15 protein-coding genes, 1 tRNA gene and 1 pseudogene are annotated in these 17,131 nt (G+C 63.2%); 10 read left to right on the top strand and 7 right to left on the bottom strand.

Features of this window, described 5'->3' with window-relative positions:
- Positions 1–98 precede the first annotated feature (98 nt).
- Positions 99–1,202, top strand: a complete 1,104-nt coding sequence (locus HMP09_RS02075; protein WP_176498980.1) for an NADH:flavin oxidoreductase/NADH oxidase — start codon at positions 99–101, stop codon at positions 1,200–1,202.
- Positions 1,203–1,320: 118 nt separating this feature from the next.
- Here HMP09_RS02075 and HMP09_RS02070 read toward each other — a convergent pair whose 3' ends face one another.
- The 3 genes from HMP09_RS02070 to HMP09_RS02060 are packed head-to-tail and all read right to left on the bottom strand — an operon-like array spanning position 1,321 to position 4,784.
- On the bottom strand, positions 1,321–2,124 hold the full coding sequence (locus tag HMP09_RS02070) for an SDR family NAD(P)-dependent oxidoreductase (RefSeq protein ID WP_176498979.1): 804 nt from the start codon (positions 2,122–2,124) through the stop codon (positions 1,321–1,323).
- Between the two features lie 28 nt (positions 2,125–2,152).
- Positions 2,153–4,000, bottom strand: coding sequence for a glycoside hydrolase family 15 protein (locus HMP09_RS02065; protein WP_176498978.1), 1,848 nt, complete (start codon positions 3,998–4,000; stop codon positions 2,153–2,155).
- Complete coding sequence (locus HMP09_RS02060; RefSeq protein WP_176498977.1) at positions 3,993–4,784, bottom strand: SDR family oxidoreductase; 792 nt, start codon at positions 4,782–4,784, stop codon at positions 3,993–3,995. The genes HMP09_RS02065 and HMP09_RS02060 overlap by 8 nt, the downstream gene beginning before the upstream one ends.
- A gap of 169 nt (positions 4,785–4,953) precedes the next feature.
- Here HMP09_RS02060 and HMP09_RS02055 point away from each other — a divergent pair, with 169 nt between their 5' ends.
- Positions 4,954–7,101: a catalase gene (locus HMP09_RS02055; RefSeq protein WP_176498976.1), complete on the top strand. Its 2,148-nt coding sequence runs from the start codon at positions 4,954–4,956 to the stop codon at positions 7,099–7,101.
- Positions 7,102–7,148: 47 nt separating this feature from the next.
- Positions 7,149–7,826 (top strand): annotated as a pseudogene (locus HMP09_RS18315) (glycosyltransferase); the annotation flags it as partial.
- A 198-nt stretch (positions 7,827–8,024) separates the two neighbouring features.
- Here the strand turns inward: HMP09_RS18315 and HMP09_RS02050 are convergent.
- The 4 genes from HMP09_RS02050 to HMP09_RS02035 all read right to left on the bottom strand — a co-directional run bounded on the left by HMP09_RS02050 (position 8,025) and on the right by HMP09_RS02035 (position 11,060).
- Positions 8,025–8,615, bottom strand: a complete 591-nt coding sequence (locus tag HMP09_RS02050) for an SAM-dependent methyltransferase (RefSeq protein ID WP_176498975.1) — start codon at positions 8,613–8,615, stop codon at positions 8,025–8,027.
- Entirely contained in the window at positions 8,605–9,357 is a 753-nt protein-coding gene (locus tag HMP09_RS02045) for a PIG-L deacetylase family protein (protein WP_176498974.1), read from the bottom strand. The genes HMP09_RS02050 and HMP09_RS02045 overlap by 11 nt, the downstream gene beginning before the upstream one ends.
- Positions 9,348–10,451, bottom strand: coding sequence for an acyl-CoA dehydrogenase family protein (locus HMP09_RS02040; protein ID WP_176498973.1), 1,104 nt, complete (start codon positions 10,449–10,451; stop codon positions 9,348–9,350). The genes HMP09_RS02045 and HMP09_RS02040 overlap by 10 nt, the downstream gene beginning before the upstream one ends.
- Before the next feature lie 345 nt (positions 10,452–10,796).
- Positions 10,797–11,060: a hypothetical protein gene (locus HMP09_RS02035; RefSeq protein WP_176498972.1), complete on the bottom strand. Its 264-nt coding sequence runs from the start codon at positions 11,058–11,060 to the stop codon at positions 10,797–10,799.
- 129 nt (positions 11,061–11,189) lie between these two features.
- On the opposite strand from HMP09_RS02035, the gene HMP09_RS02030 reads away from it, so the two are divergent.
- The 7 genes from HMP09_RS02030 to HMP09_RS02000 all read left to right on the top strand — a co-directional run bounded on the left by HMP09_RS02030 (position 11,190) and on the right by HMP09_RS02000 (position 17,078).
- Positions 11,190–11,279: transfer RNA gene (locus HMP09_RS02030), tRNA-Ser, on the top strand.
- A gap of 89 nt (positions 11,280–11,368) precedes the next feature.
- The gene (locus HMP09_RS02025) at positions 11,369–11,710 is read left to right on the top strand and encodes a hypothetical protein (RefSeq protein WP_176498971.1); all 342 of its coding nucleotides are present in this window, start codon (positions 11,369–11,371) and stop codon (positions 11,708–11,710) included.
- A gap of 498 nt (positions 11,711–12,208) precedes the next feature.
- Positions 12,209–14,080 carry a DUF4214 domain-containing protein gene (locus HMP09_RS02020; protein WP_176498970.1) on the top strand — a complete coding sequence of 624 codons (1,872 nt, stop codon included), beginning with the start codon at positions 12,209–12,211 and terminating at the stop codon, positions 14,078–14,080.
- Between the two features lie 388 nt (positions 14,081–14,468).
- Positions 14,469–14,690, top strand: a complete 222-nt coding sequence (locus HMP09_RS02015; RefSeq protein ID WP_176498969.1) for a hypothetical protein — start codon at positions 14,469–14,471, stop codon at positions 14,688–14,690.
- Positions 14,690–14,881, top strand: coding sequence for a DUF6771 family protein (locus tag HMP09_RS02010; RefSeq protein WP_176498968.1), 192 nt, complete (start codon positions 14,690–14,692; stop codon positions 14,879–14,881). The genes HMP09_RS02015 and HMP09_RS02010 overlap by 1 nt, the downstream gene beginning before the upstream one ends.
- 350 nt (positions 14,882–15,231) lie before the next feature.
- Positions 15,232–15,474: a hypothetical protein gene (locus HMP09_RS02005; protein ID WP_176498967.1), complete on the top strand. Its 243-nt coding sequence runs from the start codon at positions 15,232–15,234 to the stop codon at positions 15,472–15,474.
- Between the two features lie 1,340 nt (positions 15,475–16,814).
- Complete coding sequence (locus tag HMP09_RS02000; RefSeq protein WP_232090547.1) at positions 16,815–17,078, top strand: helix-turn-helix transcriptional regulator; 264 nt, start codon at positions 16,815–16,817, stop codon at positions 17,076–17,078.
- The last annotated feature ends 53 nt before the right edge of the window (positions 17,079–17,131 follow it).

The following is a 17,131-nucleotide window of genomic DNA, read 5'->3' as shown; positions in this document are numbered from 1 at the left end:
CGGTTCCTATGTTCCGCAGCCAGCAGCGAGTTTTCGCCGCCCCTCCGCCCAGTATCAAGGGATATGCGCATGGCTTCCACTCTCCGATCGATCGCTGCATGAGCGGCCCCAAATTGTTCGCGCCGCTCCAGATCGGCAATCTGACGCTCGCCAACCGGATCGTGATCGCGCCGATGTGTCAGTATTCGGCGGTCAACGGGTGCATGAACGACTGGCACCAGATCCATCTGGGTCAGCTCGCGCTGTCGGGCGCGGCGCTGCTGACGATCGAGGCAAGCGCAGTGCTGCCCGAGGGGCGGATCACCCATGGCGATGTCGGGCTGTACGACGACGCGACCGAGGCGGCGATGGCAGGCGTGATCGAGAGCATCCGGCGCTGGTCGGACATGCCGATCGCGATCCAGCTGTCGCATGCCGGCCGCAAGGCGTCGTGCGAAGTACCGTGGAAGGGCGGGCTTCAGATCGCGCCGGGCGCGCCGAACGGATGGCAGACCGAAGGCCCCTCGACGGTGCCGTTCCTGCCCGAGGAGAATGCGTCCGTCTCGCTCGACGCCGAGGGGCTGGCGCGGGTGCGCGATGCGTTCGTAGCCGCGACGGTACGTGCGGCGCGGCTCGGGATCGATGCGGTCCAGCTGCATGCCGCGCATGGCTATCTGCTGCACGAATTCCTGTCGCCGCTGTCGAACCGGCGCGAGGACGCCTATGGCGGCAGCCTCGAAAACCGGATGCGCTTCCCGCTCGAGGTGTTCGATGCGGTTCGCGCAGTATTCCCGGCCGAGCGCGCGGTGACGATGCGCGTTTCGGGTACCGACTGGGCCGAGGGCGGTTGGGATTCCGAGCAGACGGTAGCGTTTGCCAAGGCGCTCGAGGCGCGCGGCTGCAGTGCGATCCATGTCTCGAGTGGCGGCACGACGCCAGCGCAACAGATCCCGGTCGGGCCAAGCTACCAGGTACCGCTCGCGCGCGCGGTGAAGCAATCCGTGTCGATCCCGGTCGTCGCGGTCGGGCTGATCACCGAGTATGAGCAAGCCGAGGCGATCGTCGGGACGGGCGATGCAGACATGGTCGCGCTCGCCCGGACCATCCTGTATGATCCGCGCTGGCCCTGGCATGCCGCGGCGCATCTGGGCGGCAAGGTGAAGGCACCGAACCAGTATCTCCGGTCGCAGCCCCGGCAGTACAAGGACCTGTTCGAGGCGTAACGCCGCCCCCACCCGCCACGGTCGCGTTCCCCCGTGGAGGCGGGGGTCCGGGGTTACGGGTGGTATCGCTTGAGACCCTGGGCCCCCGCCTGCGCGGGGGAACAGGTCCTAGCGGCGATCAGCCCGCGACGGTCATCACCGAGCCGGAGTCCACCCGAATATCAGCCCCGTTGATGAAGCTCGACCGCTCCGAGCATAGGAACACGATCGCCGACGCGACCTCCTCGGCCGTACCACGGCGCTTCAGCGTCATGCCCGGGCGCTCCTCCTCGAGGAACGTCTCGATCGCCTCGTCGAAGCTCACACCCTTCTCGTCGGCACGCTTGTGCATCATCTTGTCGGTCATCGGCGTCGCGATGAAAGCCGGCGAGACGGTGTTCACCAGCACGTTGTCGCAGCCGTACGCCTTCGACAGCCCTTTCGACAGGCTGGAGATCCCGGCCTTCGACGCGCAATAGGCGAGTTCGTCGACATAAGGCTGCACCGCATCCTCCGAGCTCATCAGCACGATGCGCCCCCATTTGGCGGCGCGCATCGCCGGGATCGCCTCGCGGCAGACACGAACGGCACCCATCAGGTTGATGTCGATCGTCGACTGCCAGCCGGCATCGTCGACATCGAGGAAGTCGCCGGTCGCACCGGTGACGCCCGCGCAGTTGACCAGGATGTCCGGTTCGCCAAGCTGCTCGCGCACCTTCGCGAACAAGGTCTTTACGTCGTCGGGCTTGGTAAGGTCAGCTTCGACCGCGATCACCTCGCCATGCGCCTTCAGATCCGCGACGCTGGCGTCGAGGTCGCCACCGGGCTGGTCGCTGATCGCGACGCGGACGCCTTCCTGCAACAGCATCCGGGCGGTTTCCTTGCCCATGCCGCTGTCCGCACCGGTGATGAGCGCGATCTTGCCTGCGATATCGAGGTTCATGCTGTCGTCCCTTTGGTAATGATGAAGGTCATGCCCATTCCTTCGGACCGTCGCTGTCGAGCGCACGGTCGAGGTAGAAAGCCGCGCTGATCAGCGCGAGATGGCTGAAGCCTTGCGGGAAATTGCCGAGGAAGCTGCCGTCCTGCGCGATCTCTTCGGCGAACAGGCCGAGATGGTTGCCATGCGCGAGCAGCTTCTCGAAGTTGAGCCGCGCCTCGTCGAGCCGCCCCGCCCGCGCGAGGCATTCGACGTACCAGAACGAACAGGCGACGAACGTCCCCTCCTGCCCCGGCAGGCCGTCGTCGATCCGGTAGCGATAGACCTGCCCGTCGTCGGACAGATCCTCGCCGATCGCTTCCAGCGTCGCGAGCCACTTGGGGTCGGTCGCGCCGATGAAGCGGACCAGCGGCATCATCAGCAACGCGCCGTCGACCGCCAGATCTTCGGGCGCATCGCCCATCGCGCGGACGAAGCGACCGAGATCGTCGTTCCAGAAGTTCGCCCAGATATCGTCGTGGATCGCCGTCCGTGTCTCCGACCAGCGGACCAGCGGCGCTGGCAGCGAGCGCTTCTGCGCGAGCCGCACGGCGCGATCGATCGCAACCCAGCTCATCAGGCGGGAATGGAGATAATGCTTTTTCGGCCCACGGACCTCCCAGATGCCCGAGTCCGGCGTCGACCACGTCTCGCAGACCTGATCGACGATCCGCCCGATCGCAACCCATGAGTCATGCGCGATCGGCTCGCCATACTTGCTGCCGAGATAGGTCGCGTCGAGCAGCGCGCCGTAGATATCGTGCTGCGTCTGGTCCTTTGCCTCGTTGCCGACGACGATCGGGGTCGCGCCCTCGAACCCGGCAAGGTCCAGTTTGCGTTCGTCGGCGATCTCACCGCCGTCGAGGGCATACATCACGCCGAGATTGCCCTTCGAACACGCCTGCGCGCGGTCCATCGCCCAGTGGAGGAAGCCGACTGCCTCGCCCTGATAGCCGAGCCTCAGCAACGCATAAACGGTGAACGAGGAATCGCGAATCCACGTCGCGCGGTAATCCCAGTTGCGCACGCCGCCGGGGGCTTCGGGCAGGCCGAAGGTCGCTGCCGCCGCGATCGAGCCGTGCTTGCGCGACGTGAGCAGTTTCAGCGCCATCGCCGACCGCTCCACCGTCTCGCGCCAGCGGCCTCGGTAGCGCGACTTGCGGCTCCACGCGCGCCAATAGGCGATGTCCTTCTCGACGATCGCATCGAGCGCCTCTGTGTCGAGCGAGACGTCGTCGGGATTGCTGAGGATCAGCGAGACGGTGTCGCCTTCGTTCAGGCGGATCTCCGCGGTCAGGTCGCAGCCGTCCGCCACGAGCGTCGCCCCGCCGTGCACCGCCAGCGCAAGGCCGCTTTCATGATCGAACCGGCCGCGCGACACGTCGTCATCGGTCGTGGTTACGGAGGCGCTGCGTCCCATCGCGCCATAGTCGAACAGCGGCGCACAGCGAACGCGAACCGTCGCCGATCCGCGCGTGCAAGTTACCCGCCGGACCAACCGCGATGGCGCGTCGTTCTTATCGTCGCCGACCGGCATCAGGTCGACGAGATCGACGCTCGCTGCATTCGCCATCCACCGGGTAAGCAGGATGTTGGTCTCGGGCAGGTACATCTGGACGATGTTCGCATCGGGAAGGTCGGGACCGACCGAGAAATGCCCGCCCCCGCTCCCGCTCGCATCGCCGTCGAGCAGCCGCGCGAACACCGAGGCGCTGTCGAGGCACGGCCAGCAGAGATAGTCGATCGTGCCCGCCGTATCGACGAGCGCGATCGTCTCCAGGTTACCGATCGCGCCGTGATCGGCGATCGATATGCTATGGAGATCGCCTCGCTCAGCCATTGTCGCGGAAGCCGGGATACAGGCTCATGCCGCCATCGATCGTCAGGGTCGATCCGACGATATAGTCCGCCGCGTCCGACACCAGGAACAGCGCGGCGCGCGCCACGTCCTCCGGGTCGCCGATCCGACCGTAGGGGATGAGTTCGAGCAGCTTGTCCTGATCGGCGGTCGCGTCCGCGTTGATCTCGGTCGCGATCGCACCGGGGGCGAGGCCGTTCACGCGGATGCGGTCGCCGGCGACCTCCTGCGCGAGCGTCCGCATCAGCATTCCGCTGCCGCCCTTGGACGCGGCGTAGTTGGCGTGCCCTGCCCAGGGAATGACCTCGTGTACCGAGCTCATGAACAGGATCTTGCCGATCGACCGGCTCAAGCCGCGATCGCCCTGCTTGCGGAACCGCCGCACGGCCTCGCGAGACACGAGAAACTGCCCGGTCAGGTTGACGTCGATGACGCGCTTCCAGTCCTCCAGCGTCAGGTCGGCATAGGCCGCGTCCTTCTGCATACCGGCGTTGGCGAAGACGATGTCGACGCCGCCGAAGCGCTCCGCCGTCTGGTCGAACAGCTGCAACACAGCCGCTTCGTCCGACGTATCCGCTTCGCACGCGAACGCCTCCCCGCCCGCCTGCTCGATCGCCTCGACCACCTCGCGCGCCTTGTCCGCGCTGCTGTTGTAATTGACCGCGACCTTCGCGCCCGCCTTGGCAAAGGCGATGGCGGACGCGCGGCCTAGCCCGGAACTCGCGCCGGTAACGATCGCGGCCTGGCCGGTCAGGTCGATATGCATGGCTGATCTTTCGCTGGGAAGTATCGCCGCTTAACGCGCGCCCTCCGGCATTTCTCCCTGGCCACGCCCTCCCGGGGCAATCTCGCTGATCTGCATTAACTCTGCGTTTTCGGTGCAACTCTTACGCCTCACACGCGCTGAGGGTCCTGAGTAGCTACGAGGACGGCCCATGACCAAGACCATCGCCAAGGATACCGGCACGCCGCCGCAAGGCGCGACATTCGAAACGCAGATCGGCGAAGGCGGCGAACTCCACCAGATCGCCAGCGGCACCGGCGACGTGCTAACCACGCAGCAGGGCATCCCTGTGTTCGACGACCAGAATTCGCTGAAGGTCGGCGATCGGGGTCCGACCCTGCTTGAGGACTTCCACTTCCGCGAGAAGATCTTCCATTTTGATCACGAGCGTATCCCCGAGCGCGTCGTCCACGCACGCGGCTACGGCGCACACGGCACGTTCACGCTGACCGAAAGCCTCGAAGAATTCACCAGCGCCGGCATCCTGACCGAAGTCGGCGAGCAGACGCCGATGTTCCTCCGCTTTTCGACGGTTGGCGGCAACAAGGGTTCACCCGATCTCGCACGCGACGTCCGCGGGTTCGCGGTCAAATTTTACACCAAGGAAGGCAATTGGGACGTCGTTGGCAACAACATCCCGGTGTTCTTCATCCAGGACGCGATCAAGTTCCCCGACCTGATCCACGCTGCGAAGGAAGAGCCCGATCGCGGCTTCCCGCAGGCGCAGACCGCGCATGACAATTTCTGGGACTTCATCAGCCTGACGCCGGAATCGATGCACATGGTCATGTGGATCATGTCCGACCGCACCATCCCGCGCGGCTTCCGCTTCGTCGAGGGCTTCGGCGTCCACACGTTCCGGCTCGTCAATGCCGAGGGCAAGGGCACGTACGTCAAGTTCCACTTCAAGCCGAAGCTGGGCCTACAGTCGGTCGCGTGGAACGAGGCGGTCAAGATCAACGGCGCGGATCCCGACTTCCATCGTCGTGACCTGTGGAACTCGATCGAGCAGGGCAATTTCCCCGAGTGGGAGATGGGCGTTCAGCTGTTCGACGACGACTTCGCCGACAGCTTCGAGTTCGACGTGCTCGATGCGACCAAGGTCATTCCCGAGGAGCAGATCCCGGTCCGCATCATCGGCAGCTTCAAGCTCGACCGTCTTGTCGACAATTTCTTTGCCGAGACCGAGCAGGTCGCGTTCTGCATGCAGAACATCGTGCCGGGGATCGGGTTCACCAACGATCCGCTGCTGCAGGGGCGCAACTTCTCGTATCTCGATACGCAGTTGAAGCGGCTTGGCAGCCCCAACTTCACGCATATCCCGATCAATGCGCCGAAGATCCCGGTGAACAATTACCAGCAGGACGGCCACATGGCGATGCACAGCCGCAAGGGCCGTGCGAACTATGAGCCGAACAGCTGGGCCGACACGCCGCGCGAGAGCCCGACCAAGGGTTACAAGCACTTCCCGTCGCAGGAGACGGGACGCAAGGCTCAGGTGCGCTCGGCGACGTTCGCCGATCATTATAGCCAGGCGCGCCAGTTCTTCATCAGCCAGACTCCGATCGAGCAGAAGCACATCGGCGATGCATTGACGTTCGAGCTGTCGAAGGTCGAGCGTCTCGATATCCGCGAACTGATGGTCGGCCATCTGCTCAACATCGACGACACGCTGGCGAAGACCGTCGCGACCGGTCTCGGTCTGAAGTCGATGCCACCAAAGGCGAAGGCCGCAGTCGAACCGCGGACCGACCTGCCGGCTTCGGATGCGCTTAGCATCCTGAAGAACGCCAAGGGCAGCTTCGAGGGTCGCAAGCTCGGTATCCTCGTCACCGACGGAGCACCGGCTGCCATCGTACAGGCCCTTGTCGACGGGATCGTCGCGGCGAAGGCCACGTACGAGATCATCGCGCCCAAGGTGGCGGGTGCAACGCTCGACGACGGCACGGTTGCCGAGGGCAAGCAGAAGATCGATGGCGCGCCATCGGTACTCTACGATGCCGTCGCAATCGTCGTGTCGGCGGATGGTGCGAAGAAGCTTGGCAAGGACAAGACGGCCAAGGACTTCGTCAGCGATGCTTTCGGGCATGCTAAGTTCATCGGCTTCAACGCCGACGCGAAGCCGTTCCTCGAAAAGGCCGGCATCGAGGACGAGGACATGGACGACGGCGTGATCGCGCTGGGCGGCAAGGGCGACGTCGATGCGTTCCTCACCACGCTCGGCAAGCTGCGCATCTGGGATCGCGAACTGAACGTCGATCTTGACGCACCCGCGTTCGAAAACCCCGAGGCGGCTTGATCGCTTCGGTCAGACCTGGATCGTCGCTACCGTACGCTGAGCGTGCGGTGGCGATTGCCATTCCGGTCAAGAACGAAGACGAGTATCTGCGCGGCTGCCTCGAAGCGCTGGACCGCGCTGCAGGGCGCTACGGCGGCCGCGTCGTCATCGTCGCGATGGCGAACGACTGTACCGACGGCACGATCGATATCCTGACCCACTGGCGGCCGATGCATGCGACTCTCGCATGGTCGGCCGTTTCGCTTTTGCCCGGTGCGCGGCATGCGGGTTGGGCACGCCGCCTTGCGCTCGACGCTGGTGCCGCGCTGCTGACGCATCATACCGATCTTCTGCTGTCGACCGACGCGGACACGAACGTCTCCGCGGACTGGATCGTTCGTATCGTCGCGCATATCGATTCAGGAAGCGACGCCGTGGCCGGTCGTGCGCTGACGCTTCGGTCCGACCGGGCAAGCCTTGGCGCGGCGGCACGGCGGCGACTCGATCAGCTCGGGCGCTATTACACCGCGCTGGATTATCTGCGCGCGTGCGCTGACGCCGAGACCCATGATCCCTGGCCGCGCCATTTTTACGAGGGCGGCGCGAGTATTGCCGTGACCCACGCCATGTACCGCCGGATCGGAGGCGCCCCTACCCCGCCCGTCGCCGAGGACCGTGCGCTGTTCGATCGGATTCGGGCACATGGCGGACAGGTGCGGCATCCTCTCGACGTCCGTGTCTTTACGTCCTGCCGGATATCAGGGCGCGCGCCGGGCGGCATGGCGGATGCGGTTGCACGCTGGATTGACCAGCCGGTCGATGCGCCGCTCCACGAAACCTATGCGGTTCCGGCGGCACTCAATCCTGCGACCGCGAACCCCAGCGATCAGCTCAGCTTTGCAACCTTGCCCGCCGCGATCCGCGAGGCGCAGACGCTGATCCGACTAACCCGCGTCTTCCAGCCGCCAGAGGTCGAGCCGATACGCCTCGTGCCGATCGCTGCGAACGACCGTGACGCACTCACCGAGCGCAGCGTGCAGTTCGGCAACGGCGTCATCCCCGCTCTTGGGATAGTCGGTCTCGCCGATCCAGTGGACCAGCATCACATACCCGCCTGACGCCGCCGCCGAGCGGACATAGTCGCCGAGCCGGACGATGTCGGCACTGTCCCAGTAATAGACCACCTCCGACAGCAGGATGAGGTCGAAGATGCCGGCAGGCGCTTCGTCTGGCAGCCGGCGTCGTTCGATGCGGATATTCTTCTGGTCCGCGCATCGCGCCCGCGCCGCTGCCACGGCGGTCTCCGACACGTCGAGCGCCAGCAAGTCTGCGCAACGCGGTCCAAGCCGAGCGGTCAGGACACCATTCGCGCAGCCCACTTCGAGTACGGTCTCGAACCGGTCCCTGGGCAGGGCAGCAAGCGTCTCGTCATACTTGGCCGCCTCGTACGGGCTGGTCTCGAACTCCCACGGATCGCCCTTGTCCTTGTAGAGCGCCTCGAAATATGCGGGTTCGATCGACTGTTCACGGCGCATCCACGGTCTCCAGCAACAGGGTATTCGGCCGGTCCATCAGCCGCAGCATCGCGTCCGGCAGGCAAAAATTCTCGCGCGCGCCCACGATCCGGCCACCACGCTGGCTCCGATGACATGCCATTGCGCGACGCTGTCTGGCGCGACCGGATCCGGTGGCGACCGCAAGCACACGGGCGGTCCCCAGGCGTTCGGCAAGGTCGGCAACGGTCCAGCCCCACACGAGATACTGCCAGAGGCGGCAATGCGCGCGCCGGGCTACGGCTTTGGCGAGCATGGCCGCAGCCTCGTGATCGCAATGCGGCTCCCCAGACCATGTCACGGCAATCTGGCGAATACCGCGAACCCTGCACCACGCCGCGAGCCGATCGACGCTGCGCGCGAAGGCCGGATCGCCTTCTGAAGCCGGCGATGCATCAGTCCAGTCGAGATAGAGCGCGTCCGGCTTGCCACCCAAAGCCTTCAATGCCGCCTGCGCTTCGCCATGTCGCAAGTTGGCGATCCGCGTCCCGGTCCAGCCTGGCGCATCAGGGTGCGACCCCGAACCATCGGTAAGGAAGGCGGTATGAACCCGACCGCCCGCGGCGGTAACCGAAGCGATGAACGCGCCGCAGCCAAGCGTCTCGTCATCGGGATGCGGTGCGAGCACCAGCCAAGGTCCCTGCCCTGCCGCGGTCTTGGCCGACATCGGTCGGGCGCGTCGTGTGAGAATGCTCCAGGCCTTGCCGCCCGGTGCTACCACCACCGATCGTCGCCCCAGCAGTCATCCTCCAGCCACGCCGCCGCCGCGCGGTCGCGGGCTTGGTCGGGGACCGGCTGACGCAGATACAAGCCGAGATCGCGCGTGATCCGGTCGATCCGGCTGGCTGCAAAGAACGATGCCGTGCCAACCGCGCGCGCAGCGGCCTCCATTGTCCTCAAGCCAGCCTCCTCGACCACACCGCGGGTCATCAGCACGAACGGGATCGCCTCCGCCGCCTGCGTCTCGGCAAGGTGCGCGGCACGGCGGACCCATAGCCCGGCACTACGCGTCTCGGTCAGGCAATCGGCGAACCGCGCGCGCTGGATCGGATCGCTGCCCTTGCCGGTCTGGACGAGATGATCGCGGAGATGCCGCACCAGCGCCTCGATCGCGCCCAGCTGGACAGCCGTGAACCGCCATGCGCCCGCGCTGAACCTCGGTTCGGTCTCATACCCGTCCGGCGCCCCGATCATCCCCGCGGGACCGATCGGCATATCGGAGAAATCGAACATGCCGCTGCACGTGCCGCGCATGCCGCGAACCTGCCATCCGCTGTTGTCGGTGCGTGCGGTCTCGCCCGCGATCCGAACGAGGACGAGTTGCTTGCCGCCGGTCGCATCGCGCGCGGTGACCAGGATGCTGTCGAGATGCCCCGCCCCGGTCGCGAAGCTCTTGCGACCATGCAACGACCAGCGATCTGCACCATCCTGCCGGATCGACAGGCCAGGCGTCGGCTCGGTGTTCCATACGCCGCATACCCGGCCTGCTTCGAGGTCGTCGGCGAGCGTCCGCCGCTGCGCATCGTTACCATAGGCCGCAATCAGTTGCGCCGCGTTGACATGCCCCTCGAACACACGACCCAGGCTGAGATCGGCACCGCCGATCGCGCGCAACACGTCGACCAGCGCATCTGTCCGTTCGGGAGTCGAGACATCGGTGAACGCGGCAAGCGCTCCGGCGTCGTGCAGCGCGGCCACGCGCGTGGCGGGAAACGCTTCTTCGCCGTTGGCACGGTCCCAGTCCGCGGCCAATGCGCGAACGGCTTCCAGCGTCGTCCAGCCCTTGGGATGAGCGGATGCTCGTGCCGGTGAAATCATGGCCAGTGGATCAATCCCCGTTCGCTGCGAACCATGCGATACGGCCGCCTTGTCCCTAACGCCGGACCGGCGCGAGCGTTGCGTGCTTTGATGCAGGGCACGGTTAACAGGATCCGAATTCGTCCCGAACCTTTGGTTAACGCTTGCCCGGCATAATGGTGCGATCGGAGAGGATCGGATCGATGGCACAGAAACAGGATATCTTCGCACTGGTCGGCAAGCGAATGTGCGCGTCGCCGCGGCATCGCGATCTGGATGTGAATGTGGACTATGACATGCCCCCAATCGCAGACCTCATCCAGCGAATCGACAAAGCGCTACTGGAACGTCGCGCGGCCTGGACGGCTAGTCGTCCGCGCCCGCCATGCTGATCGCGGACGCATACATCTGCGCCGCGCGCTGTTCCCGCGGATCCTTGAACGCTCGAACGGGATCGGGCGCTTCGCCGGTCGCACGCAACACCGCCCACAACGCGAACCGTCGGCCGGGCTCGCGCTCGGTGCCGAACGCGAGCGAAACGCGATCGCGTCCCGCCTCCAACGCCTCAGGGTCGAGCGTATCGATCTCGGTCGTGCCGAAGAAGTGGTGCGAAATCGCGTCTATGTCCATGCAGGCAACCTAGCGGACCGCCCGCCCACCGCGCAATCGGTTGCGACCGCGTCGAGGGCTATCGCAACGGTTGCGATCCAGACGCTCTCCGCTTAGACGCCGTCGTCCGGCTCATCCGAGCGCCGGTACGGAAGAGTGTCCGAGTGGTTTAAGGAACTGGTCTTGAAAACCAGCGATGGGGTAACCCATCCGTGGGTTCGAATCCCACCTCTTCCGCCACCCCTTAATGCGCGCGGCCGAGGCGTTCGACCACGAGACCAAGCTACCGGGGGAAGCGCAACGGTGCCCTGGGCGCGATCGAACTCGAAGTGTTGCGCTGCCTGCTTCGCCTACAAGGCCGTAAGGACGGCCGGCTTGATCCAACCTATCAGTGGATCGCGGACAAGATACCCCGGTCGCGTAGCGCCGTCGGTGAGGCGCTCGATCGACTGAAGGCGTGCGGTTTCTTCGACTGGATCCGACGGTGCGTGCCGATCGAGGACGCTCTGCCCGACGAACAACAGAGCGAGCAGATTTCGAACGCCTTCATCCTGCTACAGCCAACAACGGTGCCTGAATGCGTTCGCCGCATGCTCCGCAAGCCGAGCGAGTTCGTCCGCGCTTTTGTTGATAGTGCAAATCCGCCGAGCGGTCACACAGAGGCCCTGTAAGATCTAAATATAAAAGGAACGCCTATGACGTGCGCAGTTTGAAGCTCCACCAAGCCACCGAGGCTCCGAACCCAACGGGTTCAACATCCAGCGGCCGCTGGTGAGCGTGCCGGCTTGCGCCGTCCCGTGCATCCTGAGGAGGATACGCAATTTCGGTGCCGCTTCCCCAATAGCCGACGCCCCAGCTGCCAGGGCGCGATCTGCACCAAACCGCTTTATAGGTGTCGGCTCGCCCGATCGCGTCGGGCAGGATGCTGCCAGCGGCGGCACCATAACTCTTGGGGCACGAAAGGCCCGTGGGTTAGGTGGGGAATGTGAATGTTCCGCTGGACGCACGCGAGCGACGCCGCGACGCCAGCGGTCGCGCAACCCCTTTGCGTAACTATGCTCTGCGTCACTTGGCGGGGCCACCACGTCCCTCAAGACTACGAACTGTGGGCTGGAAACTTACCCCGCGTTGAACGTTACGAGTTCTATATTCGAGCAAGGGGAATCGTGGTGGCCGATATATTTGGAACAAACGATAGTGACGTTCTGATCGGAACGTCCGACGCAGACGTTATCCGCGGCCTAGGAGGCAATGACAGCATTGATGGCGGTGCGGGTAACGACACGATCGAAGGGGGGGATGGCGACGATCAGTTGATTGATGGCTTAGGCGATGACCTGGTCGACGGCGGCGATGGCGACGATTTACTTAGTACGCAGGAGGGGGGCAACGATTTGCTGCGGGGCGGAGCAGGCCGCGACGAAATTTACATCATTCGCGAAACCGCTGGCGTTGCAGAAACGATCACCGCTTACGGGGGAGCGGGCAACGACGGAGTTCTCCTCTACAGCTTCAACCCAGGAACTACCCTTATCGATCTTGGTGAAGGCGACGACATACTAGTCCTCTACCAGATCGTGGGAAACAGCGCGCGGGCCACGCTGGGGTTGGGATCCGACCAAATCGTTCTCGACTACGACAGCAACATTGCCACTGCCGTCACCGTCACGGACTTTGGGTCTGGCGACGGGGGTGACATGTTCTTGGCCGACGGCTTCTTCGAAGAGCAGTTGGTGGGCTGGGACCCGAACAGTAATCCTTTTACCGGCGGGTTCATGCGCCTCATCGCCGATGGCGGCGCCGTGCGGTTGGAGATTGATGAGGATGGCGCGGCTGGGGCCAGCTTCGGTTTTCGATCGTTCCTGGTCCTCGAAGGCCTCAGCGTGGGTCAGCTGACCGCCTACAACTTTGACGGCTACGCTCCTGACGGAGCCATTGTGGGTCGTACCATCAACGGTTCGGACGCCGACGACGACCTTCGTGGATCCATGGGTGCTGACGTGATCAGCGGCGGTGCGGGCAATGATCAGATCGATGGCATGAGCGGTAACGACATCATGTACGGCGGTGCCGGTCGCGATTACTTAGACGGAGGCCGAGGCAACGACTGGCTGAGCGGCGGCGCCGATGATGACACAATCGACGGGCGTGACGGTTGGGATGTGGCTTTCTTGAACGCTGCCTCGCGGCAGGCCGAAATCGATCCCAGCTACTCACTGGCTATTATCGATTCGGCTGATGGTAGCGACTGGTTCTTTGACGTCGAAGAAGTCAGGTTCATAGACGCCACGTACGTGAAATCGTACGATAGCTTCGGTGCTCAGGTTTACCGGATGTTTGACACGGTTCTTGATCGCGCGCCCGATACAATCGGGCTCGATTTCTGGGTAGATCAGCTGGAGAACGGTCTCGGTTTAACTCAGCTTGCGAACTCCTTCGCCGATAGTCCGGAGTTTCGGCAAGCGACTGGCGGCTTGGACAACGGTGCCTTTGTCGATTACGTTTACCGGACCGCTCTAGGGCGCGAAGCTGACGGCGCTGGTCATGCCTATTGGGTTAGTCAGCTGGATCAGGGCTTGTCGCGCGGGGCTTTCCTGGTGGGCACTTCCGAGTCGGAGGAGCACAGAGAACGCACCAACGCCGCGGTCGAGCCCGGCTATATCCAGAGCGACGATAATGCCCAAGGCGTCGCCCTGCTCTACGATAGCGCGGTAGCGCGTCTGCCCGAAGTATCGGGGCTCGCGTTCTGGACCAACGAGCTAAACAGCGGCAATCAAACGCTTACCCAAGTCGCTGCGGAATTCGCTCGTTCAGGAGAGTTCCAGGCTGCGATAAGCGGCAAGTCCAATGCCGCGCTCGTTGATTATATGTATCAAACTACATTAGACCGCCCCGCCGATGCGGATGGGCGTGCCTTTTGGGTCAACCAGCTGGATGGGGGCCTAACGCAGGCTCAGCTTTTGTTCTCGTTCTCTCAGTCTGCTGAGCACGCTGCACTACTGGCTCCACAGATCATCGGCGGTATTGACGTAATCGGCTGACACTACAACGATCGGATCCGAAGACGCGCTGCGGCGCTGCTCCCCCGCTGTTCAATGAACACGGACGCACGCCGCGGCATTAGCTTATTGTCGCCTCTCCACTGACAAATGCGGGGATCTGCACCATTCTGCACCGCCCGGTCAGCCCCGTTCCGCGCCCGTTGGACTAGGATATAGGCCGGTTTGCACTAGGGGCGAGACCGCACCGTTTGTGACACGAAAGACCGCGGGCGAGGCGGGGGGGAAAAGCGTGTTTCTTGGGATCACAGCGTCAGGGAGCGGCGGGACCTGCCTCGTTGGTTTGTGATTTTTTTTCGCGTAATTTTGCGGTGCAGAACGGTACAGTCGCTTGCTTGGCGTTCCCTATCTGTTCCGGTATAGCTGCAGCATGAGACACGCACCCGAGTCGATGCGCGACGGTTCACAGCCCTTCAGCCAGACGCACAATCTGATCGCTGAGATCCTGCCCGACATCCGCCCATGCGAGATGCAGACGATCTATTTCCAAGCGATGGAGGATGGGCCAGAGACGCTGCTCGCGCCGATCGAGGCGGAGTTCGCCCGTCGTGGCCTGTCACCTTACGCAACCTACTCAACCGACCACCTCTGATGGGCGGCATGATCACAGCGGAGCGGATCGCGTCGCTGATTGAGGATGCCCCTGCCTGGGCGCTAATCGGACTTGCCGCGCCGGGGGAAAGCCTGCGTGCGGCTGCCCAACTCGAAGTCGCGCAGCATGTTTATAGCGGTCTATTTCGGCCAATGAACGCCGAAGCTACACAGATCCCCTTGCCTTGGTGATCTATGGGCAACGCACGTTTCAGGACGCTGGGCGACTTTGCCAAGTATGAAGCCAATGTCGGCGCTGTTTGTGATCATTGCGGACGCAAGGGCGTCGTACATCGAGACGTTCTAGCCCGCTGGTGTTTCCTCAAGCGGGTGAACAGCGCGATCGAGAACCTGCCGAGATACCTAAACTGTTCGAAATGCGGCGGCCGGCCGAACAGGATCTTGCCTACGCCGCTGCCGCCATCCTTCCCGCTATACGGTCGGGACGAACGGCACTGGAAGCGGTTTGAGCGAAGGCTACGAGGTTAGACCGACGACATGCACCAGGTCGGAACATGCTACGCGATCAATGGAGGATACCGATGATCAATGACCACGAACACGATGACGCACCGGCCGTGCCCTTTGGCGCCTGGCTGCTGACCCAGCGCGATGCCGGGGGCTTCGTCGGGCAACTCGCCAACGCCGCGGCGATCGACCGCGCGTTCTCCAGATCCAGCGACGTCGACGCGGCACGGAAGTGGCTCCAGGCGAACCGTGCCAGTGGCGACGACTGGGAAGCGCTGGAGGATGCCGAAACCAAATGGATGGCAGCTGCGGGCTGAACTAGTCGTGACCTCGGAATAGTGGGGCGGTGAATGCCCGGTTTGGGGTGGAAAGCGGACAGGCGGCTTTTCGACGTTAGGCCGCGGAAAATGCGCAGGTACTGTAACTCCGGCTTATGTAATCGGTATAATGCCGAAAAAATCGCCTCCCACTGCGTTAAGCATACAAGGACCAAGCATCCGAGCGTCGCGTGAGCCGTTGTCAGCGTAGACGGAATAGCAATATCTTCGTGCTGTGCGAAATCCACCGGGGTTTCGCCGGTATGCGGTGGCATAGCTATCTGTGGAGCTGTAATCCCGCTGCCATAACTGCCAAATCGTAACTGCGTGAGAAAATTCAATCAGCGATTGGTCTTCCTCCTTCAAACAACCTATGTCCCCCGGTCTAATCTCCATGCAGAAAGCATAAGCTCTATCACGCGCGGCTTGCATAACACTTGGGGTAAGCCGTTGCGGCAGCTCCCAGCCGACTACCGCCCCGGCCATAGAGCGGGCTTGGGCGTCAACAATCGCAGACGGATCGGCGTGTACAGATGGGGTGCAATTAGCGCACACCAGCAAGGTTGCAGAAGAGATAAGGAGTTTCACCAAGCGAACCTTTCACACTATCGCGATTATTGCAACGTGGTGGAAACCGGACGGTCGCGTTAGTCAGTAAGCTGACAGTAGCGAAGTTTGCAGTAGAACGTTCCAGCTAAATCGCACTCATGCCACCGAATGCGGCTAGCCCGGTTCGGAAGTAATAGAACTGGATCATAATCATGTTCCATAGGTTCGCTCCACCAGAAGTCATCGCGAAGTTCGGCAGCTTTCTTCAGTTCCGACGCACACTTCCAGCCGAAGTTATTAATTTCAGCTTGGGGGAGGATTGGATGTGTTTTAGCAGCCTTAACGTATGGTTCCATACAGACGAAGAAACTTTTCAAGCCATTTTCAGACGCTAATCGAAGATTGCTACTTTCACTTTTCTGAGCAGGCGCGAACCTTTGGCATCCTGTCCCGAAGGCAGTGGCTGTAAGGCAGATCAGGATCGTCCTAAACATCATGCCGATCGGTCTTGCTCGGAAAGACGCCTGCGCGTCAATGTCCGCAATTGGGCGAAATTGACCGGGGCGCCGCTTCCGCCGCCTCGGCCGTTATCGTGGGTCGAAGTTCGAGATAATAAGCTCGGCTGCCTTTACGGCCGCCCCGGCGCCGACCGTGTACGTCGTATCGGCCTCGATCATGTGGAACGCGGCATGCTGCCAAGCTGCGTGCAGTGATCGCGGCCGCCCGGCCCGCAAAAGCCGTGGGCTTATGCCGCGCCACCCTAACCGCCTTGCCAACATGAGGATAACAGCGTGAACACGATCGCGATCGAGTTGTCGCGTCGCAACCTAGCGGCAGCGAAGCAAGACGGCCGGCCAAGCGACAGCGATCGATTCCTCCGCATCAACGATGTGATTGCCACCGTCGGTCTCAGCCGCGCGACGATTTACCGGTTGATCGATGCGGGTGATTTTCCAACCAGCACCACGCTGACGAAACGGTGCGTCGGTTGGTGGGAAGGTGAAGTCTGCGATTGGGTGAACGCCCGGCGCGCCGGGGCCTCCCGTACGCAGTGACCCTCCAACTGGGGTCACCGCAGGGGGCGCCGACCAAATACCGATGCAAAAAT

This window comes from Sphingomonas sp. HMP9 (assembly GCF_013374115.1).
Taxonomy (GTDB): domain Bacteria; phylum Pseudomonadota; class Alphaproteobacteria; order Sphingomonadales; family Sphingomonadaceae; genus Sphingomonas.
The sequence above is the reverse complement of the archived record's forward strand: the minus strand, read 5'-3'. Positions and strand labels throughout refer to the sequence as shown.

Excerpts from the sequence above, each read along its gene's own strand:
- HMP09_RS02075 (WP_176498980.1), top strand. The coding sequence starts at position 99 with ATGAGCGGCCCCAAATTGTTCGCGCCGCTCCAGATCGGCAATCTGACG.
- HMP09_RS02070 (WP_176498979.1), bottom strand. The coding sequence starts at position 2,124 with ATGAACCTCGATATCGCAGGCAAGATCGCGCTCATCACCGGTGCGGAC.
- HMP09_RS02065 (WP_176498978.1), bottom strand. The coding sequence starts at position 4,000 with ATGGCTGAGCGAGGCGATCTCCATAGCATATCGATCGCCGATCACGGC.
- HMP09_RS02060 (WP_176498977.1), bottom strand. The coding sequence starts at position 4,784 with ATGCATATCGACCTGACCGGCCAGGCCGCGATCGTTACCGGCGCGAGT.
- HMP09_RS02055 (WP_176498976.1), top strand. The coding sequence starts at position 4,954 with ATGACCAAGACCATCGCCAAGGATACCGGCACGCCGCCGCAAGGCGCG.
- HMP09_RS02050 (WP_176498975.1), bottom strand. The coding sequence starts at position 8,615 with ATGCGCCGTGAACAGTCGATCGAACCCGCATATTTCGAGGCGCTCTAC.
- HMP09_RS02040 (WP_176498973.1), bottom strand. The coding sequence starts at position 10,451 with ATGATTTCACCGGCACGAGCATCCGCTCATCCCAAGGGCTGGACGACG.
- HMP09_RS02035 (WP_176498972.1), bottom strand. The coding sequence starts at position 11,060 with ATGGACATAGACGCGATTTCGCACCACTTCTTCGGCACGACCGAGATC.
- HMP09_RS02015 (WP_176498969.1), top strand. The coding sequence starts at position 14,469 with ATGAGACACGCACCCGAGTCGATGCGCGACGGTTCACAGCCCTTCAGC.
- HMP09_RS02010 (WP_176498968.1), top strand. The coding sequence starts at position 14,690 with ATGGGCGGCATGATCACAGCGGAGCGGATCGCGTCGCTGATTGAGGAT.
- HMP09_RS02005 (WP_176498967.1), top strand. The coding sequence starts at position 15,232 with ATGATCAATGACCACGAACACGATGACGCACCGGCCGTGCCCTTTGGC.